This window comes from Streptomyces sp. NPDC002619 (genome assembly GCF_042889305.1).
Classification (GTDB): domain Bacteria; phylum Actinomycetota; class Actinomycetes; order Streptomycetales; family Streptomycetaceae; genus Streptomyces.
The window spans coordinates 88,066-112,503 of the sequence record NZ_JBIAQV010000023.1; the positions used below are offsets into that span (position 1 = coordinate 88,066).

General features: G+C 70.5%; 25 protein-coding genes. 14 read left to right on the top strand and 11 right to left on the bottom strand.

All coding sequences use genetic code 11. From position 1 onward, the window contains the following. The first annotated feature begins 61 nt into the window (after window positions 1-61). From ACFYXB_RS29485 to ACFYXB_RS29495, 3 genes are read left to right on the top strand one after another with little or no spacing between them, the layout of a single operon-like run. Entirely contained in the window at window positions 62-931 is an 870-nt protein-coding gene (locus ACFYXB_RS29485; RefSeq protein WP_389587474.1) for a sterol desaturase family protein, read from the top strand. Continuing rightward, window positions 928-1,593, top strand: a complete 666-nt coding sequence (locus tag ACFYXB_RS29490; RefSeq protein ID WP_389587476.1) for a lysoplasmalogenase — start codon at window positions 928-930, stop codon at window positions 1,591-1,593. Before ACFYXB_RS29485 ends, ACFYXB_RS29490 begins: the two co-directional genes overlap by 4 nt. A 39-nt stretch (window positions 1,594-1,632) precedes the next feature. Beyond that, entirely contained in the window at window positions 1,633-2,676 is a 1,044-nt protein-coding gene (locus ACFYXB_RS29495) for a zinc-dependent alcohol dehydrogenase family protein (protein WP_389587478.1), read from the top strand. Between the two features lie 3 nt (window positions 2,677-2,679). On the opposite strand, the gene ACFYXB_RS29500 is transcribed toward ACFYXB_RS29495, so the two are convergent. From ACFYXB_RS29500 to ACFYXB_RS29515, 4 genes are all read right to left on the bottom strand, one after another. Next, the gene (locus tag ACFYXB_RS29500) at window positions 2,680-3,690 is read right to left on the bottom strand and encodes a CopD family protein (RefSeq protein ID WP_389587480.1); all 1,011 of its coding nucleotides are present in this window, start codon (window positions 3,688-3,690) and stop codon (window positions 2,680-2,682) included. A gap of 100 nt (window positions 3,691-3,790) precedes the next feature. Beyond that, entirely contained in the window at window positions 3,791-5,161 is a 1,371-nt protein-coding gene (locus ACFYXB_RS29505; RefSeq protein WP_389587482.1) for a CoA transferase, read from the bottom strand. Between the two features lie 121 nt (window positions 5,162-5,282). Next, window positions 5,283-6,806 (bottom strand): S8 family serine peptidase, encoded by a 1,524-nt coding sequence (locus tag ACFYXB_RS29510; RefSeq protein ID WP_351352846.1) that lies wholly within the window; start codon window positions 6,804-6,806, stop codon window positions 5,283-5,285. Between the two features lie 81 nt (window positions 6,807-6,887). Further along, window positions 6,888-8,414, bottom strand: coding sequence for a S8 family serine peptidase (locus ACFYXB_RS29515; RefSeq protein ID WP_389587484.1), 1,527 nt, complete (start codon window positions 8,412-8,414; stop codon window positions 6,888-6,890). A 256-nt stretch (window positions 8,415-8,670) separates the two neighbouring features. Between ACFYXB_RS29515 and ACFYXB_RS29520 the strand changes: the two genes are divergently transcribed. The 3 genes from ACFYXB_RS29520 (at window position 8,671) to moaA (ending at window position 11,789) form a co-directional block, all read left to right on the top strand. Then, window positions 8,671-9,027, top strand: coding sequence for a DUF485 domain-containing protein (locus tag ACFYXB_RS29520; protein ID WP_351352840.1), 357 nt, complete (start codon window positions 8,671-8,673; stop codon window positions 9,025-9,027). Then, window positions 9,024-10,643 carry a cation acetate symporter gene (locus tag ACFYXB_RS29525; protein ID WP_389587485.1) on the top strand — a complete coding sequence of 540 codons (1,620 nt, stop codon included), beginning with the start codon at window positions 9,024-9,026 and terminating at the stop codon, window positions 10,641-10,643. Before ACFYXB_RS29520 ends, ACFYXB_RS29525 begins: the two co-directional genes overlap by 4 nt. Before the next feature lie 156 nt (window positions 10,644-10,799). After that, window positions 10,800-11,789, top strand: coding sequence for a GTP 3',8-cyclase MoaA (gene moaA / locus ACFYXB_RS29530; protein ID WP_389587487.1), 990 nt, complete (start codon window positions 10,800-10,802; stop codon window positions 11,787-11,789). A 20-nt stretch (window positions 11,790-11,809) separates the two neighbouring features. On the opposite strand, the gene ACFYXB_RS29535 is transcribed toward moaA, so the two are convergent. After that, window positions 11,810-12,022 carry a hypothetical protein gene (locus ACFYXB_RS29535; RefSeq protein WP_351352831.1) on the bottom strand — a complete coding sequence of 71 codons (213 nt, stop codon included), beginning with the start codon at window positions 12,020-12,022 and terminating at the stop codon, window positions 11,810-11,812. A 224-nt stretch (window positions 12,023-12,246) separates the two neighbouring features. Next, window positions 12,247-12,645, bottom strand: a complete 399-nt coding sequence (locus ACFYXB_RS29540) for a DUF3099 domain-containing protein (protein ID WP_351352885.1) — start codon at window positions 12,643-12,645, stop codon at window positions 12,247-12,249. A gap of 259 nt (window positions 12,646-12,904) precedes the next feature. Here ACFYXB_RS29540 and ACFYXB_RS29545 point away from each other — a divergent pair, with 259 nt between their 5' ends. After that, a complete protein-coding gene (locus ACFYXB_RS29545) occupies window positions 12,905-13,189 on the top strand; it encodes a GlsB/YeaQ/YmgE family stress response membrane protein (RefSeq protein WP_389587489.1) in 285 nt (94 codons plus the stop codon). A gap of 53 nt (window positions 13,190-13,242) precedes the next feature. Here the strand turns inward: ACFYXB_RS29545 and tyrS are convergent, their stop codons facing one another. The 3 genes from tyrS to ACFYXB_RS29560 form a co-directional block, all read right to left on the bottom strand. After that, entirely contained in the window at window positions 13,243-14,511 is a 1,269-nt protein-coding gene (tyrS, locus tag ACFYXB_RS29550) for a tyrosine--tRNA ligase (protein WP_351352825.1), read from the bottom strand. A 66-nt stretch (window positions 14,512-14,577) separates the two neighbouring features. Beyond that, on the bottom strand, window positions 14,578-15,972 hold the full coding sequence (locus ACFYXB_RS29555; protein WP_388496469.1) for a metallopeptidase TldD-related protein: 1,395 nt from the start codon (window positions 15,970-15,972) through the stop codon (window positions 14,578-14,580). Then, window positions 15,969-17,492 (bottom strand): TldD/PmbA family protein, encoded by a 1,524-nt coding sequence (locus ACFYXB_RS29560; RefSeq protein WP_389587491.1) that lies wholly within the window; start codon window positions 17,490-17,492, stop codon window positions 15,969-15,971. The genes ACFYXB_RS29555 and ACFYXB_RS29560 overlap by 4 nt, the downstream gene beginning before the upstream one ends. Before the next feature lie 248 nt (window positions 17,493-17,740). Here ACFYXB_RS29560 and fabG point away from each other — a divergent pair, with 248 nt between their 5' ends. From fabG to ACFYXB_RS29575, 3 genes are all read left to right on the top strand, one after another. Then, entirely contained in the window at window positions 17,741-18,445 is a 705-nt protein-coding gene (fabG, locus tag ACFYXB_RS29565; RefSeq protein WP_351352816.1) for a 3-oxoacyl-[acyl-carrier-protein] reductase, read from the top strand. A gap of 5 nt (window positions 18,446-18,450) precedes the next feature. Then, window positions 18,451-19,218 (top strand): enoyl-ACP reductase FabI, encoded by a 768-nt coding sequence (fabI, locus tag ACFYXB_RS29570; RefSeq protein ID WP_351352813.1) that lies wholly within the window; start codon window positions 18,451-18,453, stop codon window positions 19,216-19,218. Between the two features lie 202 nt (window positions 19,219-19,420). Further along, window positions 19,421-19,804, top strand: a complete 384-nt coding sequence (locus tag ACFYXB_RS29575; protein WP_389587527.1) for a hypothetical protein — start codon at window positions 19,421-19,423, stop codon at window positions 19,802-19,804. On the opposite strand, the gene ACFYXB_RS29580 is transcribed toward ACFYXB_RS29575, so the two are convergent. Beyond that, the gene (locus tag ACFYXB_RS29580) at window positions 19,782-20,474 is read right to left on the bottom strand and encodes a FadR/GntR family transcriptional regulator (RefSeq protein WP_389587494.1); all 693 of its coding nucleotides are present in this window, start codon (window positions 20,472-20,474) and stop codon (window positions 19,782-19,784) included. The two genes, ACFYXB_RS29575 and ACFYXB_RS29580, sit on opposite strands and share 23 nt — an antisense overlap. Window positions 20,475-20,547: 73 nt before the next feature. Between ACFYXB_RS29580 and ACFYXB_RS29585 the strand changes: the two genes are divergently transcribed. The 4 genes from ACFYXB_RS29585 (at window position 20,548) to ACFYXB_RS29600 (ending at window position 23,107) form a co-directional block, all read left to right on the top strand. After that, window positions 20,548-21,894 carry a CynX/NimT family MFS transporter gene (locus ACFYXB_RS29585; RefSeq protein ID WP_389587529.1) on the top strand — a complete coding sequence of 449 codons (1,347 nt, stop codon included), beginning with the start codon at window positions 20,548-20,550 and terminating at the stop codon, window positions 21,892-21,894. A gap of 83 nt (window positions 21,895-21,977) precedes the next feature. Next, complete coding sequence (locus ACFYXB_RS29590) at window positions 21,978-22,094, top strand: SGM_5486 family transporter-associated protein (RefSeq protein WP_351352801.1); 117 nt, start codon at window positions 21,978-21,980, stop codon at window positions 22,092-22,094. Window positions 22,095-22,268: 174 nt separating this feature from the next. Next, entirely contained in the window at window positions 22,269-22,475 is a 207-nt protein-coding gene (locus ACFYXB_RS29595; RefSeq protein WP_351352798.1) for a hypothetical protein, read from the top strand. A gap of 113 nt (window positions 22,476-22,588) precedes the next feature. Then, the gene (locus ACFYXB_RS29600; protein WP_351352795.1) at window positions 22,589-23,107 is read left to right on the top strand and encodes a histidine phosphatase family protein; all 519 of its coding nucleotides are present in this window, start codon (window positions 22,589-22,591) and stop codon (window positions 23,105-23,107) included. Window positions 23,108-23,197: 90 nt separating this feature from the next. Here the strand turns inward: ACFYXB_RS29600 and serB are convergent, their stop codons facing one another. After that, a complete protein-coding gene (gene serB / locus ACFYXB_RS29605) occupies window positions 23,198-24,406 on the bottom strand; it encodes a phosphoserine phosphatase SerB (protein WP_389587497.1) in 1,209 nt (402 codons plus the stop codon). Window positions 24,407-24,438 lie beyond the last annotated feature (32 nt).

A 24,438-nucleotide genomic window follows, 5' to 3' on the forward strand; every position in this document is an offset into this window, starting at 1 on the left:
CGCCCATACTTGTGGGTAACAACATCTAGCGGCGGCGGTCCGGCGGCTCTACGGTGCACGCATGCCGAACCTCCCCGACGTCGTGGTCTGGTCGATCCCGGCCTTCGTGCTGCTCGCCGTCATCGAGATGATCAGTGTCCGCGTCCATCCGGACGACGACGCGGCCGGATACGAGACCAAGGACGCCGCGGCAAGCGTCTCCATGGGGCTCGGCAGTCTGTTCTTCGACGCGATGTGGAAGATCCCGATCGTCCTGATCTACGACGCCGTCTACACGCTCACGCCCCTGCGCGTGCCGGTGCTGTGGTGGACGGTACTGCTGATGCTGCTCGCCCAGGACTTCTTCTACTACTGGTCCCACCGCGGCCACCACGTCATCCGCATCCTGTGGGCCTGCCACGTCGTCCACCACTCCAGCCGGAAGTTCAACCTCACGACCGCGCTGCGCCAGCCCTGGACGTCCCTGACGTCCTGGCCGTTCTACCTCCCGCTGATCGCCCTGGGCGTGCACCCGGCCGCCCTCGCCTTCTGCTCCTCCGTCAGCCTCGTCTACCAGTTCTGGATCCACACCGAGCGCATCGACAAGCTGCCCCGCTGGTTCGAGTTCACCCTCAACACCCCGTCGCACCACCGGGTGCACCACGCCTCCCAGGGCGGCTACCTGGACCGCAACTTCGGCGGGATCCTGATCGTCTGGGACCGCCTCTTCGGGTCGTTCACGCCCGAGGTGGAGCGGCCCGTGTACGGGTTGACCAAGAACATCAACACGTTCAACCCGATCAAGGTCGCCACGCACGAGTACGTCTCCATCGTCAAGGACGTCAAGGCGGCGGGCAGTTGGCGCGAGCGCGCGGGACGCATGTTCCGCGGGCCGGGCTGGCAGCCCGTGGCAGGCACGCCGGAACCGGCCGAGGAGACCCTGACCGCGTGAGAGCCTCCCGCGCCCTCCTCGCCGCCTTCGCCCTCGCCACCGCCGTCGACCTCGTCTCTCTCGCGGTCGGTCCGCACGCCGGGCACACGGTGGCCAAGCCCCTCCTGATGCTTCTGCTGGCCGCGTACGCCGCCCGCGCCGGCGCCCCACGGCTCCTCGTCGCCGCCCTCCTGTGCGGCTGGGGCGGCGACGTCCTGCTCATGTCCGGCGCCGACCTCGCCTTCCTGGCCGGAATGGCCTGCTTCGCGGCCGGACACGTCTGCTACCTGGTCCTCTTCCGCTCCTACGGCCCTCCACGCCCGCGTGCCGCTCTCCTCGCCCCGGCCTACGGCCTCGTCGCCCTCACCCTCGTCGTCCTCCTGTGGCCCGGCCTGCCCGCCGGCCTCCGCGTCCCCGTCGCCTGCTACAGCACCCTGCTCACCGCCATGGCATACGGCGCGGCCACCCGCCTCGGCCGCACCGCCGGGCTCGGCGGCGCGCTCTTCCTGCTCTCCGACAGCCTCCTCGCGACCGGCCTCGCGGGCTGGCCGCAGCTGCCGCGCCCCGACCTGTGGACCATGCTCACCTATGTCGTGGCACAGTTCCTGCTGGTCCGGGGTGCCCTCGGCGCGCGACCCGCACCGGTGACGGCGTACGGTGAGGTGCGCTCGACCACCCCCTGAGCGCATCGCACCGCACACCGCACGAGAAGGACCCTCGCCATGCGCGCCACCACCATCCACGCCCCGTACGACATGCGCGTGGAGAACGTGCCCGAGCCCGTCGTGCAGCTGCCGACCGACGCGGTCGTACGGGTGCTGCGCGCCTGCATCTGCGGCAGCGACCTGTGGGCGTACCGCGGCGAGGCGGCACGGCAGCCGGGGCAGCGGATCGGGCACGAGTTCCTCGGTGTCGTCGAGGAGACCGGCTCCGAGGTGGACACCGTCCGCCGCGGCGACCTCGTGGTGGCACCGTTCATGTGGTCCGACGGCGTCTGCGACTACTGCCGCGAGGGGCTGACCACCTCCTGCGAGCACGGCGGCTTCTGGGGCTCCGTCGGCTACGACGGCGGCCAGGGCGAGGCCGTGCGGGTGCCGTTCGCCGACGGCACTCTCGTCCAACTCCCCAAGGAGGCGGCCTCCGACGACCATCTGCTGTCCGCACTGCTGACCCTCTCCGACGTCCTCGGCACCGGCTACCACGCGGCCCTCGGCGCGGGCGCCCGCCCCGGCGCCACCCTCGCCGTCGTCGGGGACGGCGCCGTCGGTCTGTGCGCCGTACTCGCCGCCAAGCGCCTCGGCGCCGAGCGGATCATCGCGCTGGGCCGCCACGAGGTCCGTACGGACATCGCGCGCCGCTTCGGCGCCACCGACGTCGTCGCCGAGCGCGGGGACGCGGCCGTCGAGGCCGTCCGGGAACTCACCCGCGGGCAGGGCGCGCACGCCGTCGTCGAGGCGGTCGGCACCGAGCAGTCGATGCGTACGGCCGTCAACATCACCCGGGACGGCGGCGCCATCGGCTTCGTCGGGGTCCCGCACGGCAGCGGCACCGGCCTCGACCTCGGCGTCATGTTCGACCGGAACATCGCGCTGCGCGGCGGCGTCGCACCGGTGCGCGCGTACATCCCGGAGCTGCTGCCCGACGTCCTCGACGGCAGCATCGACCCCTCGCCCGTCTTCGACATGACGGTCGGTCTGGAGGGTGTGCCGGACGGCTACAAGGCGATGGACGAGCGCACCGCGCTCAAGGTGCTGGTGACCAACTGAGGTTCACCATCTGATCGGCAGCGGCAGCGCCGTCAGCAGCCCCGACAGGGCGACCACCGCCGCGAGGAGGAGCACCTCCACGCGCGCGGGCACGCACGCGCTCATCGGGTCGGGCGCCCGGCTCAGCCGGATGCGTGCCCACAGGGCGAGCAGGGCGACGGCGGCCGCGAGGATCACCTTGGCGAGTACGGCTCGCCCGTAGGAGGTCTCCGTGAGCTGGTGCAGCACTGTGTCCGCCGGCATCCGGCGCAGGGTGCTGCACACGCCCGTGGCGGTGATCGCCGCCAGGAGCACGACGGCTACGCGCGCGTAGAGCCCCAGCAGCGCGGCGCCCGCCTCGCCGCCGCTGCCGCCCGCGCGCCAGAGTCGTAGCGTCCGCAATGTGTGCGACAGGGCGCCCACCCACAGCGCCGCGCACGTCAGATGGACGAGCGTGAGGCCCGAGCCGGTCAACGGGCCGTGCTCCGTGGGGGGATGTGCACGCAGGGCCTCGGCGACGACGACCGCGGCCAGCGGCCAGGCCTGGTGGGCGGGCCTTCGGGAGAGGGCGCACAGCCCCGCCACCACGAACGCGTTGACCTCGAGCAGCGCCAGCACGCCGTCACGGGTGCCGTACAGCCCGCCGATGTCGATCCGGGAGAGCTCGGAGACACTGTGCGGTACCCGGTTGCCGGTCGCCACGACCGAGGCGAGGGCGAGCGCGGCGAGGAAACCAGCGGTGGCGGCGTACGCTGCCCAGCTGCGCGGGGTGCCGGTCGGGGCGCCGGGCAGCCTACGGGCCAGCCGGTTCACGAACAGCTCGCCCACCGGGACGCACAGGGCCGCGAAGAGCACGGTGCGCAGCAGGGCGATGCCACCCACACCCGGGGCGGCGGCCTCCCCGGTGCCGTGCAGCGCGGCGGACGGCCCCAGCAGCGGGATCAGCGCGGCCAGAGCCACCAGAGCGAGGACGGCGACGGCCCGGCACGCCTCGGCCGGGCCGACGGCGCCAGTGGTCGGTCGGGTCACTGTCACCCCCGGATCTTCACCAGTCACGGCAAATCGGGGCAAGTGCCGTAAAGGAATGGGGAGATGGGAACTCCGTCCCCCGATACGTTTCCGGCCGACCTTCCGCTCAGTCCCACCCCGGCGCGTCCGTCCCCCACGGTGCCGGAGGCCGCGCCCAGTCGGCGGGTCCGCCGGTGAAGGACACCGGCGGCAGCGCGTACCGCAGCCGCCCGAGCGCGCTGTCCCGGTCGGCGAGCCACGCGTCCGCGCCCTCGTACGGCACCTCGCCCTCCGGGCCGCTGTGGATCCGGTCCGTCAGCCAGGCCGCCGTCCGCGCCAACGCCAGCCGTACGAACCGCCCTTCACCGTCGTACGACCGCTCCGTCAGCGCCCGCAGCACCGCGGCTGCCAGCAGATAGCCGGTGCCGTGGTCCAGGGCCTGCGCGGGCAGCGCGCCCGGCTGCCCGGCCGAGCCCTCGAGGGCCGCGATGCCGCAGGCCGCCTGCACCAGGCTGTCGAAGCCACGCCGCCCGCTCCACGGACCGTACGCGCCCCACGCCGACACCTGCGCCACGACCAGTCCCGGCCGCCGCTCGGCCAGCGCCTGCGGAGAGAGCCCGAACTGGTCCAGGGCGCCCGGCCGGTAGCCGGTGACGACGACGTCCGCCGCGGACAGCAGTTCCTCGAAGGCCTTCGCGTCCGTCGTGAGGTCCAGCGTCGCCGACCGCTTGCCGACGCCCGTGTCGGCGTGCTGGTCGGGCAGTTCGGGCAGCCACGGCGCGTCCAGGCGCAGCACGTCCGCGCCGAGCAGCGCGAGCGTGCGGGTGGCGACGGGGCCGGCGAGGACCCGGGTCAGGTCGAGGACGCGCAGGCCGGCGGCAGGGAGGAGGGGAGTGCCCTCGATCGGCGCGAGCACGCGCGCGTGGGCCGTGTCCAGGCGGCCGCGCTCCACCAGGGGCCGCTCGACCAGTGCGGCGTACTGCCCGTGCGCTGCCCACTCCTCTGGGGAGCGCAGCACCACCGCGAGACCACCGGCGGCGTGGACGGAGTCCTCCACCTCCAGGGCCGGCCGCTCGGCGAGGTGCCCGGCGACGAGCTCCGGCGTGGCGTCCTCGGGCAGGCCCAACGCACCCAGCAGCCGTGCCCGGTGATGCGGATAGTTGGCGTGCGTGCGCACCCAGCCGTCCGCCGTGCGCCAGAACCGCGACAAGGGCGCGAAAGAGACCGGCGCCCGCCCTTCGACGAGCAGGTGCCGCTCACTGCGGAACGCGGTCGCCACGGCCCCGTCGTCGACCCGCACCTCCGGCACCTGGGCGAGCCCGGCCCGCCGCGCCCCCAGCTCGGCCGCGGCCAGCGCACACGCGGCCACACACCCGCGCGCGAGCTCGCGCACGGGAAGCCGCGCGTCGAGCGCTCCCCGGCGTACCACGGTGGACACCCGCGACGCGAGAGCGGGATCGCCGCCCACCGCTTCCCAAGCGAACTTGATTTCGGTCATGACTGCACTATGCAGTATTGATTCAATCAACCTTTCGGGCGTGTCGTCCAGTGACGGGGTGAGCGGGCCGGACAGATGTCCAGCCCGCTCAACCTCGTCAACGTCCTACTCGGCCGACGCCCTACTTTGTCACAGCAGCCAGCGCGTCCGCCGTGCCCCAGCCGTAGAAGCCGTTGTAGTTCTTCGAGCCCTCGCACACCGCGTCGATCTTGCCGTCGCTGTTGATGTCGTACGGATCCGTGCACGGCGTGGCGTCGGCCTCGGCGTACAGGAGCGCCTTCACCAGGGCGGCGGGGGCGTGCGGATGCGTTGACTTGATCAACGCGGCCACACCCACGACGTGCGGGGTCGCCATAGACGTACCGGCCATGTAGCCCCACCTGCCGCCGGGCAGCGGGCCGAGGATCAGACCGCTGGTCGCCGGGGGCGCCGGCCTCTGGAAGGCCGTCGAGTCGCCGCCGGGCGCGGCGATGTCGATGACCCCGAGGCCGTAGTTGGAGAAGGAGGACTTGAGGCCCTTGGCGCCGGTCGCCGCCACCGTGACGACACCCGGCAACTGGGTCGGTATGTCATAGCACTTGGACGGGTCGATCACCCGGTCCGACGGGGTGCCGTCGTTCGGCGAGACCGGGTCGGTGATCGAGTCGGACGCCAGGTCGTAGCTCTCGTTGCCCGCCGCCGCGACGTTGACCGTGCCCTTCTTCTCCGCGTACCGCGTGGCCCGCGTGATGGCGTCCACGAGCGCCTTCTGGTCAGGGTCGTCCTTGCAGTTGAAGTACCACGGGTCGGTGTAATAGCTGTTGTTGGTCACGTCGACGCCGTGCTCGGCCGCCCACACGAAGCCGCAGACCACGGCCTCCGTGTAGAAGTAGCCCGCGGTGGTCGCCACCTTGATGCCGGCGACCTTCACCCCGGGCGCGACACCGGTGATGCCGACGCCGTTCTTGGCACCCGCGATCTCACCGGCCACGTGCGTGCCGTGCGGGCTCTCCGCCGCGCTGGGGCGCCAGGAGCCTTCGGTCGTGTCCGGCTTGCCCGTCACACAGTTGGCCGAGGCGTTCCGGTCGAAGTTGGGCGCGATGTCCGGGTGGGTGTCGTCGACGCCGGTGTCGATGACGGCGACGGTGACCTTCGAGCTGCCGAGCGTCTTCTCGTGCGCCTTGTCCGCCTTGATGGCGGGCAGGTCCCACTGCAGCGGCTCCAACGGGTCCTGTCCGCCCGCCGCCTGGGCGTCCGCGTCCGCGACCTCCTCGGAGCTGAGCACCTTCGGGGTGCCGACGTCGGTGGTCGACTGGGCGGGCAGCGGCGCGTTGCGCGTGTTGCCGGCCGAGTCCACCCCGTGCACCGTGCGGATGGTCTTGGCGAAGTCCGGGTTCGACGAGTGGACGACGATCACGCCGATCTGGTCGTACGCGATCACGACCGTGCCGCCCGCGTCGGCGATGGCCTTCTTCACGTGCGCGGAAACGCCGTGTCCCGGAGGGACGTTGACGACGTAGCTGAGCGAGGTCGCGTCACTGGCCGCCGTGGCCGGGGCGTCCGCGGCGGACGCCGTGGCGTTCGGCAGGAACGCGAGAGCCGTCGCCATGGCCATTCCGACCGGGATCGCCATGGCGCGGCGCAGGCGTGGCTGGGGCGCTGTCATATGTCTGTGTCTCCAGTTCGTTCGCGGTACGAGCGGGCCGTGCGGGAAGTCCGGGTATCGGGAAGTCCGGGAAACCGGGCCTTACTTGACCGCGCGCAGCGCGTTGACGATGCCTGACCCGTAGAAGCCGTTGACGCGCTTGCCGCCGACGCAGGTCGCGTCCACGACACCGTCGCCGTCCCCGTCGTACGGGGTGGTCGGGCAGCCGGGGTTGTCCGCCTCGGCCTTGAGCAGCGCCTGGAGCTGGGCCGGGGTCGCGTGCGGGTGGGTGGACTTCAGGAGCGCGGCCACCGCGGCCACGTGCGGGGACGCCATCGACGTGCCCTGCAGGAAGCCGTACTGGTTGTTCGGCAGCGTCGACAGGATGCGGCCGTTCTGCGACGGCGTGTCCGGGATCTGGAACTTGTCGCCGCCCGGCGCCGCGACGTCGACGACGCCCTTGCCATAGCTGGAGTAGTACGACTTGGCGCCCTTGACGCCGGTCGCGCTGACCGTGACCACACCGGGCAGCTGGGTCGGCACGTCGAAGCACTCGTGCGGGTCGACCGTACGGGTCACCGCCGTCGAGTCGTCCGGGCTGGATTCGTCGACCAGTGCGTCCGAGTCGAGGTCGTCGTTGGAGTTGCCCGCCGAGGCGACATTGAGCGTGCCCTTGCTCTGTGCGTACAGCTGGGCCCTGTTGACCGCGTCGACGATGGCACGTTGATCGGGGTCGTCAAGGCAGTTGTACAGCCAGGGATCAACGTAGTAGCTGTTGTTGGTGACCTCGATGCCGTGGTCGGCGGCGAACACGAAGGCGCAGACGACGCTCTCCGGGTAGAACAGCTGGCCCGCGTCCGGCTGGGCGACGGTGATGCTCGCGACCTTCACACCGGGGGCCACGCCCGCGACGCCGATGCCGTTGCGGGCCGCGGCTATCTCGCCCGCCACATGCGTGCCGTGGTAGTGGTCGGCGTCCACCGGACGCCAGGCGCCGTACGTCGTGTCCGCCTTGCCGCTCACGCAGTTCGCGGACTGCGAGGGGGAGAAGTTCGGGGCGATGTCGGGGTGGGTGTCGTCGACGCCGGTGTCGATGATGCCGACGGTCACCTTCCTGCTGCCGGGGTCGATCTTCGCGGCCTTGTCGGCGTCGATCGCCCGCAGGTCCCACTGGTCGGCTTCGAGGGGCTCCTCGCCCGTCGCTGAACTCTGCGCGACCTTCGCCGCCTCGGCCTTCGACAGGACCTGCACGGCGCCCTCGTCCGTGGTCCCCGCCGGGGTGAGCGGCGCGGTGCGCGTGGCACCCGCCGACTGCACGCCGCGCACGGCGCGTATTCGCTTGCCGAAGTCGGGGTTCGCGGAGTGGACGACGATCACGCCGATCGTGTCGTACGTCGCGACGATGCTGCCGCCGTTCGCGGCGATCGCCCGCTGCACCGACGCGATCGTGCCGTGATCCGTACGGGTGTTGACGACGTACGCCAGGTTGGGGCCGTCCGCCGTCCGGGAGGCCGGGGCCGCCAACGGGACCGCCGACGCCGCCGCGGGCAGGAAGCCCAGCGAGGCGGTCAGCGACAGCACGACCGGCACGGCGAGAGCGAGCCTGCGTCTGGAGCGCAGATGAGGCATGGGATCTCCACATCATCCGGAAACGAAACCGCCCGAGACACAGGTGGCGCTCGGGCAGGTGCATGACGGGTGGTGCAGGGCGAAGCTATCTCCCCCTCTCGCTGGCCAGCAATGACTTCTCGAGATGACTTCTGAAAGAACTCATAGGACTTGAACCGGACCTCGCGTGGCGCCGTGGACCTTCGACAGGGAGCACGAGCACGATCGAGCCCCCGCCGCAAACACCCGCAAATCACCCGTAACACGAGGAGACTCCGTGGCAACCGAGACACCGCCCCCCTCGAAAGCCGACCCCCAACTCCCTCCCACCGAGGAGTTCGTCGCGGTGCAGGAGAGCGCGGAGTTCGGTGAACTGCGCCACTCCTACCGCTCCTTCGCCTTCCCGCTGACCGTCGCCTTCATCGCCTGGTACCTGCTGTACGTCCTGCTCTCGAACTACGCGGGCGGATTCATGGGCACCAAGCTGTTCGGCAACATCAACGTCGCCCTCGTCCTGGGCCTCGCCCAGTTCCTCACCACGTTCCTCATCGCCTGGTGGTACGCGCGGCACGCCGCCGCCAAGCTCGACCCCAAGGCAGAGGCCATCAAGTCCCGGATGGAGGGCGGCGCATGAGCCCCGCGATCACCCTGGCCGCAGGCGAGGCCAGTGACCACCGGCCGCTGATCATCACCCTGTTCGCAATCTTCGTCGCCGCGACCCTCGTCATCACCGTCTGGGCGGGCCGCCAGACCAAGGACGCCGCCGACTTCTACGCCGGCGGACGGCAGTTCACCGGTTTCCAGAACGGCCTCGCGGTCTCCGGCGACTACATGTCCGCCGCGTCCTTCCTCGGCATCGCGGGCGCCATCGCCCTGTTCGGGTACGACGGCTTCCTGTACTCCATCGGCTTCCTGGTCGCCTGGCTGGTCGCCCTGCTCCTCGTCGCCGAGCCGCTGCGCAACTCCGGCCGCTACACCATGGGCGACGTGCTGGCCTACCGGATGCGCCAGCGCCCGGTCCGTACGGCAGCCGGCACCTCCACGATCGTGGTGTCGATCTTCTACCTGCTGGCCCAGATGGCCGGCGCGGGCGTCCTGGTCTCCCTGCTGCTCGGCATCACCAGCGACGGCGGCAAGATCGGCATCGTCGCCCTGGTCGGCGTCCTCATGATCGTGTACGTCACCATCGGCGGCATGAAGGGCACCACCTGGGTCCAGATGGTCAAGGCGGTGCTTCTCATCATCGGCGCCCTGCTGCTGACCTTCCTCGTCCTGCTGAAGTTCCACTTCAACCTCTCCGACCTGCTCGGCTCGGCGGCCAGCAACAGCGGGAAGGGTTCCGCCTTCCTCGAGCCCGGCCTGAAGTACGGCGCGACGGGTACCACCAAGCTGGACTTCATCTCGCTCGGCATCGCCCTGGTCCTGGGCACCGCAGGCCTGCCGCACATCCTGATCCGCTTCTACACGGTGCCCACCGCGAAGGCCGCTCGTAAGTCCGTGATCTGGGCCATCGGCCTGATCGGCGCCTTCTACCTGATGACCCTCGCCCTCGGCTTCGGCGCCGCCGCGCTGATCAAGCCGGACGAGATCATCGCCTCCAACAAGGCGGGCAACACGGCGGCGCCGCTGCTCGCCCTGCACCTGGGCGGGGTGGACTCCAGCTGGGGCGCGATCCTGCTCGCCACCATCTCGGCCGTCGCCTTCGCCACGATCCTCGCGGTCGTCGCCGGCCTCACCCTGGCCTCGTCGTCCTCCTTCGCACACGACATCTACGCGAACGTCATCAGGAAGGGACAGGCCACCGAGAAGGAGGAGATCAACGCCGCCCGGTACGCCACGATCGGCATCGGCGCCGTCTCGATCGTCCTGGGCGCACTCTCCCGCGACCTGAACGTCGCCGGCCTGGTCGCCCTGGCCTTCGCGGTCGCCGCCTCCGCCAACCTGCCGACGATCCTCTACAGCCTGTTCTGGAAGCGGTTCACCACGAACGGTGCCCTGTGGTCGATCTACGGCGGCCTGGTCACCGCGGTCGGCCTGGTGCTGTTCTCGCCGGTCGTCTCCGGCAAGGAGACGTCGATGTTCCCCGACGTCGACTTCCACTGGTTCCCGCTGGAGAACCCGGGCATCATCTCGATCCCGGTCGGTTTCCTCCTCGGCGTCCTCGGCACCCTGCTGTCTAAGGAGGAGCCGGACGCCGGTAAGTACGCCGAACTGGAAGTACGGTCGCTGACCGGCACCGGAGCACACTGACAGCCACCGAGAGGTTCGTACGGACGGCCGCGTCGTAGGGAACTACGACGCGGCCGCGTCCTGCCTCGTGGGGAACGACCCTCGGCCGATGTCGGTGGTGTCACGTAGGCTCGCAAGAGACAGAAAACAACTGTCCGGACGAGGGAGGGGGCCCACGTGCTCATCGACACCTACGGCCGAGTGGCCACCGACTTGAGGGTCTCGCTGACCGACCGGTGCAATCTGCGCTGTACGTACTGCATGCCCGAGGAGGGCCTGCAGTGGCTGGCCAAGCCCGACCTGCTCACGGACGACGAGATCGTCCGCCTGATCGACATCGCGGTCACCTCCCTCGGCATCACCGAGGTCCGCTTCACGGGCGGCGAGCCGCTGCTGCGTCCCGGCCTGGTCGGCATCGTCGAGCGCGTGGCCGCTCTGGAACCGCGCCCCAAGATGTCCCTCACCACCAACGGCATCGGCCTCAAGCGCACGGCGGCCGCACTGAAGGCGGCGGGCCTGGACCGGGTCAACGTCTCCCTCGACACCCTCCGCCCGGACGTCTTCAAGGCCCTCAGCCGCCGGGACCGCCACAAGGACGTCCTCGACGGCCTCGACGCCGCCCGCGAAGCAGGCCTCACCCCGGTCAAGGTCAACTCGGTCCTGATGCCGGGTCTGAACGAGGACGAGGCCCCGGACCTGCTCGCCTGGGCGCTGGAGCACGAGTACGAACTGCGCTTCATCGAGCAGATGCCGCTGGACGCCCAGCACGGCTGGAAGCGCGAGGGCATGGTCACGGCAGAGGACATCCTCGCCTCCCTGCGCACCCGCTTCGACCTCACACCCGAGGGCGCGGACGAACGCGGCTCGGCCCCGGCGGAGCGCTGGCTGGTCGACGGCGGCCCGCGGCGCGTCGGCGTCATCGCCTCGGTCACTCGCCCGTTCTGCGCGGCCTGCGACCGCACCCGCCTCACGGCCGACGGCCAGATACGCAACTGCCTTTTCGCGCGGGAGGAGACGGACCTCCGCTCGGCCCTGCGCTCCGACGCCCCCGATGAGGAGATCGTCCGCATCTGGCGCCAGGCGATGTGGGGCAAGAAGGCGGGCTCGGGCCTGGACGACCCCTCGTTCCTCCAGCCGGACCGCCCGATGTCGGCGATCGGCGGCTAGGTTGGCGGCCTAGGCGTGGCCTAGGCGCCGTCGGCGGCTTCCCACTCCGTCAGCAGGACAACGTCCTTGAGAAACCCCCGTACACCGAGGAACTGCGAGAGATGCTCCCGGTGTTCCTCGCAGGCGAGCCAGGTCTTGCGGCGATCCGGCGTGTGGATCTTCGGGTTGTTCCACGCCAGCACCCATACGGCGTCGGCACGGCAGCCTTTGGCTGAACAGATCGCGTCACTCACTGCTTCGTCCCACAAAAAGCCCCGCAAACAAGGCGACGCCGAGCAGCCACGGGGGGAGCTGCCCGGCGTCGGTCCGTCGCTCCGACGGGGGATGCGGAGCGCGTACGCAGTATGCCATGGGCAACCCGCCGGTCGGCACTGGAACTGCATGATTGATCTGAGCTTTTCTTGAGGTTCCTGCGAAGCCCTACGGAACCGCTCCCAGGCCCTCGCATCCGCAACGCTCACACCGGATCGGGACGTTCACCTCTCACTCCGGCAGCCGGGTCGCCCCCCACGTCTTCCGGTGCGGACTCCGGATGCGTGTCCTCCGCGCGCGGAGGCGCGATCATCGGCCGCGTCGGCGCGACCCCGAAGGTCGACGGCAGCGACGGCGGTCGCTCCCGACCGGCGTTGGCGATCACCACGGCGACATAGGGAAGGAGCGCTCCGAGCACCAACGCCACGATGGCGACGTGCCGTTCGACGTTCCACAGCGTGGCCGCGAGGATCACGGCGGCGGTGCGGATCGTCATCGAGATGACGTACCGGCGCTGCCGCCCGCGCACATCCTCGGCCAGACCGGTCCGGGCTCCGGTGATCCGGAACACCTGGACGTTGCCGCCACCGCGCTGCTTCCGCATCACATTCCACCATCCGCCCGCATCGGACTCGCCCCGCCCGTACACGGTCCGTACCCGCTCGGGGTACCGGGCCAGGACTGTTTCCACGTTACGCCGCACCTGCGTCGCCTACGAGACCGGGGCACCCGCCGCCTGGGCGAACGTCCTGCGTCGGCGTGCGTAGCGCGGTAAGCCGTACGGCCGTACCCGACATGCGCCGGACGGCGGAGCGGCCGAGACTGTTCGTAATGCTCACGTCGAGCCGGACGAGGAGGCAGCCATGGGCTGGTTGTGGGCGATCATCGTGGGATTCGTGCTGGGCATCATCGCCAAGGCGGTCATCCCGGGCAAGCAGCACAGCCCCCTCTGGCTGACCACCATCTGCGGCATCCTCGGCGCGATCGCGGGCAACGCCATCGCCGCCGCGCTCGGCGTCGCGGAGACCCGCGGCATCGACTGGAGCCGGCACGCGTTCCAACTCGTCGCCGCGATCATCATCGTCTTCTTCGTCGACATGGCGTACATGGCGACGTTGGGGAAGAGGAAACAGCAGCGAAGCGTCTGACGGGCGGACACGGCGAAGGGTGGCTCCTCGCGGGAGCCGCCCTTCGATCCGTCTCAGGCGGACGTGACCTCGACCGCCGCCAGGTTCTTCTTGCCCCGGCGCAGTACCAGCCAGCGACCGTGCAGCAGCTCCTCCTTGACGGGGACCGCGTCCTCGCCGGCGACCTTCACGTTGTTCACGTAGGCACCGCCCTCCTTGACGGTGCGCCGCGCGGCGGACTTGCTCGCCACCAGGCCGACCTCGGCGAACAGATCGACCACCGGACCGAGCTCGGCGACCTGGATGTTCGGCACCTCGGAGAGGGCCGCCGCCAGCGTCTTCTCGTCCAGCTCCGCCAGCTCGCCCTGGCCGAACAGCGCCTTGGACGCGGCGATCACGGCGGCCGTCTGGTCGGCGCCGTGCACCAGCGTCGTCAGCTCCTCGGCCAGCGCCCGCTGAGCGGCGCGCGCCTGCGGACGCTCCTCGGTCTGCTTCTCCAACTCCTCGATCTCGTCACGGGACTTGAAGCTGAAGATGCGCAGGAACTTGGAGACGTCCCGGTCGTCGGCGTTCAGCCAGAACTGGTAGAAGGCGTACGGCGTGGTCAGCTCCGGGTCGAGCCAGACCGTGCCGGACTCCGTCTTGCCGAACTTGGTGCCGTCCGCCTTGGTGATCAGCGGCGTGGCCAGTGCGTGCACCGCGACATGCGGCTCGACCTTGTGGATCAGGTCGGCGCCCGCCGTCAGGTTGCCCCACTGGTCGCTGCCGCCGGTCTGCAGCGTGCAGCCGTACCTCCGGTACAGCTCCAGGAAGTCCATGCCCTGCAGGATCTGGTAGCTGAACTCGGTGTAGCTGATGCCCGCGTCGGAGTGCAGCCGCCGGGCGACCGCCTCCTTCGAGATCATCTTGTTGACCCGGAAGTGCTTGCCGATGTCCCGCAGGAAGTCGATGGCCGACAGGCCCTGGGTCCAGTCCAGGTTGTTGACCATGGTCGCCGCGTGCGGACCCTCGAAGTCGAGGAACTTCTCGATCTGGCCGCGCAGCCGCGCCACCCAGCCGGCCACGACCTCGGGGTCGTTCAGCGTGCGCTCCGCGGTCGGCTTCGGGTCGCCGATGAGGCCCGTGGCACCCCCGACCAGGCCCAGCGGGCGGTTGCCCGCCTGCTGGATCCGGCGCATCGTCAGGATCTGCACAAGGTTGCCGAGGTGCAGGCTGGGCGCGGTCGGGTCGAAGCCGCAATAGAACGTGACGGGGCCGTCCGCGAACGCCTTGCGCAATGCGTCCTCGTCCGTGGAGAGGGCGATGAGCCCCCGCCACGTCAGCTCGTCGACGATGTCCGTCACGGTTCTCGTGTCTCCTTGGTGATCTTCGGGCAGTCGGCTGACAGCCGACTATGAATGCCTACGAGGTTATACGCCCTGACTGACAGAGCTCATATTGAAGTCGGGCACCCGCAGAGCCGGCATCGCGGCCCTGGTGAACCAGTCGCTCCACTCCCTCGGCAGCGTCTTTTCCGTCCGCCCGGCCTCCGTCGCGCGGCCCAGCAGGTCCACGGGCGACTCGTTGAACCGGAAGTTGTTGACCTGCCCGGTCACCTCGCCGTTCTCCACGAGGTACACGCCGTCGCGGGTCAGGCCGGTGAGCAGCAGCGTCGCCGGATCGACCTCGCGGATGTACCACAAGCAGGTCAGCAACAGCCCGCGCTCGGTGCCCGTGACCATCTCCTCCAGCGAGCGGTCCTCGCCGCCGTCCAGGATCAGGTTCCCGAGCGCCGGGGCGACGGGCAGCCCGGTCAGGCCCGCGCTGTGCCGGGTGGTGGTCAGATGCCTCAGCTCACCGCGGTCGACCCACTCGGTGGAGCCCACCGGAAGCCCGTTGTCGAACACCGACTGGTCGCCCCCGGAGGAGTGTGCGACCACGAAGGGCGCCGACTCCAGGCCCGGCTCGTTCGGGTCGCTGCGCAGCGTCAGCGGCAAGTCGGTCAGCTTCTCGCCCACGCGTGTGCCGCCGCCCGGCTTGGAGAACACCGTCCGGCCCTCGGCCGCGTCCCGGCCCGACGCCGACCACAGCTGGTAGATCAGCAGGTCCGCGACCGCGGTCGGTGGCAGCAGCGTCTCGTAGCGGCCCGCGGGCAGCTCCACGCGGCGCTCGGCCCAGCCGAGGCGTACGGCGAGTTCGGCGTCCATGGCTCCCGGGTCGACATCCTTGAAGTCCCGCGTGGAGCGGCCCGCCCAGGCCGAGCGCGTACGGTCCGGGGACTTGGCGTTCAGCTCCAGCGTCCCGGTCGGTTGGTCATGCCTCAGGCGCAGCCCCGTCGAGGTGCCCATGTAGGTGGAGACCAGCTCGTGATTGGCGAAGCCGTACAACTCGCGGCCGCCCGCACGCGCGCGTGCGAAGGCCTCGCCGAGCGCCGGGGCGAAGTCGGTGAACACCGCCGACGAGGTCTCGGTGGGCGCGTCCGTGAAGTCCGGCGACTCCGGTACGCCCGTGACCAGCGGCTGGGCGTCCTCCGCGGGCCCGGCGCCGCGCGCGGCGGCCTCGGCGGCCCGCACCAGCGGCTCCAGCTCGTCGGCGGTCACGGCCGAGCGGGACACCACTCCGGAGGCCGTGCCCTCCTTCCCGTCGACGGTCGCGATGACGGTCAGCGTGCGCCCGCGTGTGACGCCGTTGGTGGTGAGGGCGTTGCCCGCCCAGCGCAGATTGGCGGTCGAGTGCTCGTCGGCGATCACGACGCAGCCGTCGGCCCGGGACAGCGCGAGGGCCTGTTCGACGACCTCGTGCGGCTTGTTGGAACGGGCACTCATCGACCGGCCTCCTGGGTGGTGTTGAGGATGTTGACGCCCTTGAAGAGGGCGGAGGGGCACCCGTGCGACACGGCGGCCACCTGTCCCGGCTGGGCCTTGCCGCAGTTGAAGGCGCCGCCCAGGACGTACGTCTGCGGACCGCCGACGGCCGCCATGGAACCCCAGAAGTCGGTGGTCGTCGCCTGGTAGGCGACGTCCCTCAGCTGACCGGTGATCCGCCCGTTCTCGATCTTGAAGAAGCGCTGTCCGGTGAACTGGAAGTTGTAGCGCTGCATGTCGATGGACCAGGACCGGTCGCCGACGACATAGATGCCGCGGTCGACGCTCCCGATGAGGTCCTCGGTGGACAGTCCCGCCGGGTCCGGCTGGAGCGACACATTGGCCATGCGCTGCACCGGCACATGCCCGGGGGAGTCGGCGAACGCGCACCCGTTGGACCGCTCGAACCCGGTCAGCTTCGCGATCCTGCGGTCCAGCTGATATCCGACGAGCGTGCCGTCCTTCACCAGGTCCCAGGACTGACCCTCGACGCCCTCGTCGTCGTACCCGACGGTCGCCAGGCCGTGCTCGGCGGTGCGGTCACCCGTGACGTTCATCAGCTCGGAGCCGTACTTCAGCTTGCCCAGCTGGTCGAAGGTGGCGAAGGACGTACCGGCGTAGGCGGCCTCGTACCCGAGCGCCCGGTCCAGCTCGGTGGCGTGCCCGATCGACTCGTGGATCGTCAGCCACAGGTTGGACGGGTCGACGACCAGGTCGTACAGCCCCGCCTCGACGCTCGGCGCCCGCATTTTCTCGGCGAGCAGCTCCGGGATCCGCTCCAGCTCGGAGCCCCAGTCCCAGCCGGTGCCCGTCAGGTACTCCCAGCCGCGCCCGACGGGCGGCGCGATGGTGCGCATGGAGTCGAACTCCCCGCTCGACTCGTCCACCGACACGGCCGTCAGCACGGGATGCAGCCGCACCCGTTGCTGCGTGGTCACCGTCCCGGCCGTGTCGGCGTAGAACTTGTTCTCGTGCACGGTGAGCAGCGAGGCGTCGACATGGCTCACCCCGTCGGCCGCCAGCAGCCGCGTGCTCCAGTCCGCCAGCAGCGCCGCCTTCTCCTCGTCGGGCACGCTGAACGGATCGATCTCGTACGACGACACCCATGTCTTCTCGGTATGCACCGGCTCGCCGGCGAGTTCGACCCGCTCGTCCGACCCGGCGGCCTTGATCACCTGGGCGGAGAGCTTCGCCATCGCCACGGCCTGCGAGGCGACCTTGGCGGCGGCGTCGAGGCTCAGGTCCACCCCGGACGCGAAGCCCCAGGTACCGCCGTGCACGACCCGCACCGCGTACCCGAGGTCGGTGGTGTCGGACGATCCGGCGGGCTTGGCGTCCCTGAGCCGCCAGGACGCACTGCGCACCCGCTCGAACCGGAAGTCCGCGTGATCGGCCCCGAGCGCACGCGCGCGTGCCAGCGCGGCATCGGCCAGGGCCCGTAGGGGAAGCGCCGTGAAGGCTTCGTCGATGGAATGAGGCACGGAGGTCTCCCTGCTGTCGTGGCCTGTCGGCTCCGATCATGTCGCGCGACAGTGCCCGCGGACCACAGGTTTGGGTCCGGCATCGGCACTTTCTGTAGGGACCCGACAGCGACCCGCCCACGCCACTGTCGGTGCCCGAATGCCCGTCCACGTGCCGCGACCGATAGGTTTTCGGTGAAGCCGCCTGTCATCCAGGTGTCCGGGATGTCCGGGCGGATGTGCCAGACCGCTAATGAAAGGGTGATCCGTTGAGCCGCTCGGTTCTCGTCACCGGAGGCAACCGGGGCATCGGCCTCGCCATCGCCCGCGCTTTCGCCGACGCCGGCGACAAGGTCGCGATCACATACCGCTCGGGGGAGCCGCCGGCAGGCTTCCTTGCCGTGAAGTGCGACATCACCGACGCCGAGCAGGTGGAGCAGGCCTACAAGGAGATCGAGGCCGAGCACGGCGCGGTCGAGATCCTGGTCGCCAACGCCGGCATCACCAAGGACCAGCTCCTGATGCGTATGTCCGAGGAGGACTTCACCTCGGTCGTCGACACCAACCTCACCGGCACCTTCCGCGTCGTCAAGCGCGCCAACCGCGCCATGCTGCGCGCGAAGAAGGGCCGCGTGGTCCTGATCTCCTCGGTCGTCGGTCTGTACGGCGGTCCCGGCCAGGCCAACTACGCCGCCTCCAAGGCCGGCCTGGTCGGCTTCGCGCGCTCCCTCGCCCGTGAGCTGGGCTCGCGCAACATCACCTTCAACGTCGTCGCCCCCGGCTTCGTCGACACCGACATGACCAAGGCGCTGAGCGACGAGCAGCGCGCGGCCATCATGGCGCAGGTGCCGCTGGGCCGTTACGCGCGGCCGGAGGAAGTGGCCGCGACGGTGCGGTTCCTCGCCTCGGACGACGCCTCGTACATCACTGGAGCCGTCATCCCCGTTGACGGCGGACTGGGAATGGGTCACTGATCACCATGAGTGGAATCCTTGAGGGCAAGCGCATCCTGATCACGGGTGTGCTGACGGAGTCCTCCATCGCCTTCCACGCGGCCAAGCTGGCCCAGGAGCAGGGCGCCGAGATCATCCTCACCGCGTTCCCGCGGCCCACGCTGACCGAGCGCATCGCCAAGAAGCTCCCCAAGCCGACCAAGGTCATCGAGCTCGACGTCACCAACGACGAGCACCTCGGGCGGCTGGCCGACCTCGTCGGTGAGGAGCTCGGCGGGCTCGACGGTGTCGTGCACTCCATCGGCTTCGCCCCCCAGGACGCGCTCGGCGGCAACTTCCTCAACACGCCCTTCGAGTCCGTCGCGACCGCCATGCACGTCTCGGCGTACTCCCTGAAGTCGCTGACCATGGCCTGCCTGCCGCTGATGCAGAACGGCGGCTCGGTCGTCGGTCTCACCTTCGACGCCCAGTTCGCGTGGCCGCAGTACGACTGGATGGGCCCGGCCAAGGCCGCCCTGGAGGCCACCAGCCGCTACCTCGCACGTGACCTGGGCAAGCAGAACATCCGCTGCAACCTCGTCTCCGCGGGCCCGCTCGGCTCCATGGCCGCCAAGTCCATCCCGGGCTTCACCGAGCTGGCCTCGGTCTGGGACCACCGCTCGCCCCTGGAGTGGGACCTCAAGGACCCCGAGCCGGCCGGCAAGGGCATCGTCGCCCTGCTGAGCGACTGGTTCCCGAAGACCACCGGCGAGATCATCCACGTCGACGGCGGCCTGCACGCCATCGGCGCCTGACCACCGCCCTCCGGCGCAGCACCGGCGCGCGAGGCCCGCACCCCTTTCCGGGTACGGGCCTCGCCCCGTGTCGGGGTCACCCGTTCGGCCCACCGGCCGGGCGCGGACGTGCGAAAACAGCGCACTCTGGAGTGCGAGTTTCCGTACGAGTTCAGCTCGCGAATGTCCTCCCCAGCCCGGCCGAGGAGGTTCCCTTGTGCGCCTGTCCCACAGATTGGCCTCAGCGCCCTCCGTCGTCGTCGCCGCCGCCGCCGTCGCAGCCGTCGTCCTCGTGTTGGCCCTTCCGTACGAGGCACTGTCGCATGAGGCGCACTCCCACGCGCGCGTGACGGACGACGAGCCGGCTCCACGCCTCTTCGGAGCGGAGTGCCGTACAACCGTGAACGGCTCCCATGTCGTGGTGTACTGCCACAATCCCTATGTCGACACCGATCGCGTCAGCCTGCACGTCGAGTGCGACCGTTGGTGGGACCTCGACACCGACGACGACCCGGTCGACGTCGGGCCCGCGGCGACCGTACGGCTCGCCGGCCGCTGCTGGAAGGACGTCCGTTCGACGTGGGTCAGCCACCAGAAGGCGGGCTGAAGCGACCCGGACGGCACAGGAACGGGTAGCTCGCGGCCTCCGCGGCTGCCGCCTCCGTGTCGCCGGCGCGGATCGCGTCGACGAGCCGGGCGTGGTCCATGTGCGTCTCCGGGGTCATGACGTCGCCGACGTCCGCGCGCAGCCAGTCCCGCAGCACCTCGCCCAGGTCGGCGTGCATCGCGGTCATGACGTCGTTGTGGGAGGCAGCCACCACCGCCAGGTGGAACGTCGCGTCCGCGGTCACGAAGGCCTCCGCGTCCCCCGAGTCCCACGCCTCCTCGCGCCGGACCAGGAGCGCGTCGAGCTGCTTGAGGTCCTTCTCGGTGCGCCGCACGGCGGCCAGCTTCGCCGCGCCCGCCTCCAGCGTGGAACGCAGTTCGGCGATGTGCTGCGGGTCCGTCTCGGCGAAACGACGGTGCATCACGCCCGCCAGTTCGCTGGTCGCCGCGACGTACGTGCCGGAGCCCTGGCGGATGTCGAGGAGCCCGTTGTGCGCGAGCGCGCGGACGGCCTCGCGGACCGTGTTGCGGGCGACGCCGAGCTGCTCGACCAGCTCGGGCTCCGTCGGGATGCGGAAGCCGACCGGCCACTCGCCCGAGGTGATCTGGGTCCGCAGCTCGGCGATGACCTGCTCGGACAGCGCCGAACGACGGGGGTGGCTCAGGGGCATGGCACACCTTCGCACGCGGAGGCCGGAATCCTGCGACCCGGGGATGGACCGCCAATCATCCCATGATTCTATGATGGTCGGCATGGCGAGCGAGGAAACCCGGACGACGACCCTCAAGGCGACGACCACCGTGACGACGACCCCCAGGACCACGACGTCCACGGCCGACCGCGGTACAGCCCCCGCCGAGGCCACCCCGAAGCCCACGATCGCCCCCACACGCGCGTGGGCGACACGGCTGGTCGTCGTCGGCATCGTGCTCTCCGCGCTGAACCTCCGCCCCGCCGTCACCAGCCTCGGCGCGCTCCTCGAGGAGGTCCGCGACGGACTCGGCATGAGCGGCAGCGTCGCCGGACTCCTCACCTCGGTGCCCCCGCTGTGCTTCGCCGTCTTCGGCGTCATGGCACCCCGCCTCGCCCGCCGCTTCGGACCGGCCGCCGTGGTGGGCGCGGGCATGGTCGCCATCACCGCCGGCCTGCTCATACGGCCGTACACCGGGTCGACTGCCGGATTCCTGGCCGCCAGCGCGCTCGCCCTCATGGGCATCGCGGTCAGCAACGTCCTGATGCCGGTCATCGTCAAGCGCTGGTTCCCGGACCGGGTCGGCTCCATGACCGGCCTGTACTCGATGGCCCTCGCCCTGGGTACCTCGGCCGCCGCCGCGGTGACCGTGCCCATGACTGAGACACTGGGCGGCAGTTGGCGAACGGGGCTCGCAGTGTGGGCGGGCCTGGCCGCAGCGGCCGTACTGCCATGGCTTCCGCTGGTACGGGACAGGCGTACGGCACCTGCCCCGGAACCCGTGCGGGCGGCCGGGGAGCGGCAGCCGGCCCCGCTGCGGATCACCCGGAGCCGCACGGCGTGGGCGCTCGCGGTCTTCTTCGGGCTCCAGGCCACCGCCGCCTACATCACGATGGGCTGGATGCCGCAGATCTTCCGCGACGCTGGCGTCCCCGCGAGCACGGCCGGAGTGCTCCTCGCCGTCACCATGGTGATGGGCGTGCCGCTCGCCTTCGTCATCCCACGCCTCGCCACCCGGCTGCCGCACCAGGGGCCGATCGTGCTGGCCCTCGGCGCCAGCGGCCTGGTCGGCTACGCGGGCCTGTACCTCGCCCCGGCCGACGGCGCCTGGGCCTGGGCCCTGCTGCTCGGCATCTCCAACTGCGCCTTCCCGCTGGCCCTCACCATGGTCGGGCTGCGGGCCAGGACCAGTGCGGGTGTCGCCCAGCTCTCCGCCTTCGCGCAGAGCACCGGCTATCTGATCTCCATCCCGGGACCGCTGCTGGTCGGCGTGCTCTACCAGCACAGCGGCGGCTGGGGCCTGCCGATCGCCCTCATGGCCGCCCTGATGATCCCGCAGATGGCGGTGGGCGTCCTGGCAGGTCGTGACCGGACGGTGGAGCACGAGGCCGCGCGCTGACACCGGACCGGGCCAGGCGCTGACACCGGCCGGCGGCCGCCCCCGGCCGATGCGGTGTGGGCGAAGGGTGCGAGACTGTCCCCATGCCAGTGCTCGATCCGAACCCCCAGCACAGCCAGAAGAAGATGCTGCTCGTCTTCGGCGCGTTCTTCGCCATCTTCGTGGTCATCGCCATCGTCGCGACGATCGCCTCGCCCTGACCGCACCGCCCTCGGCGACCGGCGGTGGGGCTACCCCCACCATCCCCTAGGGGGCGAGTGTCAGGGTCAAGTGGGTGGATCACCGGATGGGTTGACGGCAGCGGATTCCGTAACTTCGAGGTGTGGCCGTGAGACGGGGGGCCACGGACCACTCGGAGACCTGCGGAGGCGATCATGTCGGCCCCTACGCACACCCAGCCCCACCCGGCGACCCGGGGCGGCGTCGACATCCGGTTGCCCTGGTGGGCCCTCGCCCTGCCCGCGCTCGCCTTCGTCGCTCTGCTAGCGCTGATACTGAACCCGTCCGACGCCCAGGCGGCCACCGGCGACCCGGCCGTCACCCAGCTCTTCGAGCGTCTCCAGCAGCTGATCGCACGCTGAATCGCACATCGGGCGGACGTTGATCGCACACCAGCGCCAAGGCGCTCGCGACCGGCGAAACCGCATGTCAACTCCCTGCGCCCCATGGCCTGTTTCATGCGAAGCTGGGACCCATGAGCGTCGCAGAACCCCGCAGGATCATCCTCTTCCGGCATGCGAAAGCCGACTGGCCACAGGTGACCGACCACGAGCGGCCGCTGGCCGAGCGGGGCCGTATGGACGCCGCCGTCGCAGGACGCAAGCTGGCCGACAGCGGCATCCCCTTCGACCTGGCCCTGTGCTCCACCGCGGCCCGTACCCGCGAGACCTGGAAACTCGCCGTCCATGAACTCCCGCACCGGCCGAAAACGGTATACGAGGAGCGGATCTACGAGGCCTCGCCCGGGGAGCTGATCGCCATGCTCAACGAGGTCCCCGACGACGCGCAGAACGTGGTCCTGATCGGCCACAACCCGGGGGTGCACGGCCTGGCCGGCATCCTCTCCGGCTCGGACGAGGACGACAGCCGCGAGCGGATGGACCTCCGCGGCTTCCCTGCCGCGGCCTACGCCGTCCTGACCTTCACGGGCTCGTGGAAGGCCGTGGAACCGGGCGTCGCCACTCTGGTGGACTACTGGGAGCCGACGGACTGACGCGCCGCGACCCTCGTACGACCGCGATCCCCGCTACCCGTGACAGCACTGCCGCCCGTGACGGCACGGGCGGCAGTCGTCCGGGACGGCTCAGTCCTCGTCGTGCGTGTCCGCCGCCTCGACCTCTTCACGGGTGACGCCCAGCAGATACAGCACCGTGTCCAGGAAGGGGAAGTTCACCGCGGTGTGCGCGGCCTGGCGGACGACCGGCTTGGCGTTGAAGGCGACACCAAGACCCGCCGCGTTCAGCATGTCCAGATCGTTCGCACCGTCGCCGATCGCCACCGTCTGGGACAGGGGGACGCCCGCCTCCGCGGCGAACCGGCGCAGCAGCCGCGCCTTGCCCGCCCGGTCCACGATCTCGCCGATCACCCGGCCCGTCAGCTTCCCGTCGACGATCTCCAGCGTGTTGGCCTGGGCGAAGTCAAGCCCGAGGCGCTCCTTCAGATCGTCCGTGACCTGGGTGAACCCGCCCGAGACGACGCCGACTTGATAGCCGAGCCGCTTGAGCGTACGGATCAGCGTCCGCGCGCCCGGAGTCAGCCGCACCTCACCGTGCACCTTCTGTACGACGGAGGCGTCCAGCCCCTTCAGCAGCGCCACGCGCGCGTGCAGGGACTGCTCGAAGTCCAGCTCCCCGCGCATCGCGGCCGCGGTCACTTCGGCGACCTCGTCCTCGCATCCGGCGTGCGCGGCGAAGAGCTCGATCACCTCGTCCTGGATGAGGGTGGAGTCCACGTCCATGACCACCAGGCGCTGGGCCCGCCGGTGCAGGCCCGCCGACACGACCGCGATGTCCACACCCAGCGCCGAGGCGTCGGACACCAGGGCGGTGCGCAGCGGCTCCGTCTCCACACCGGACACCGCGAACTCGACAGCGGTCACCGGGTACTTGGCGAGCCGGAAGATACGGTCGATGTTGCCGCCGACCTTGGCGATCCGAGCGGCGACGGCGGCCGTCGACTCGGCGGTGAGGGGGTGGCCGAGGACCGTCACCAGGGAGCGTCCGAGACCGCGCGGGCGGTTGTCGCCGTGCCCGGAGATGATCTCCGCCTGCATCTTCATCGACTCGGCCCAGCTGTGCACGGTGGCCCGCAGATCGCCCTCCACACCGGCGGGCGGCTGGGTCACGAGCGCGCAGAGCACCAGTCGGCCGCGGGTGACGACCTGCTCGATGTCGACTACGTCGACGTAGTACGCGGCAAGGGTGTCGAAGAGGCCGGCCGTGATGCCCGGACGGTCCTTGCCGAAGATCTTGACGAGGAGGGTGGGGACCTCGGAGGTCTGCGAAGCGCTCATGGTGTCTCCACCGTATCCGGCACGCTGTGCCC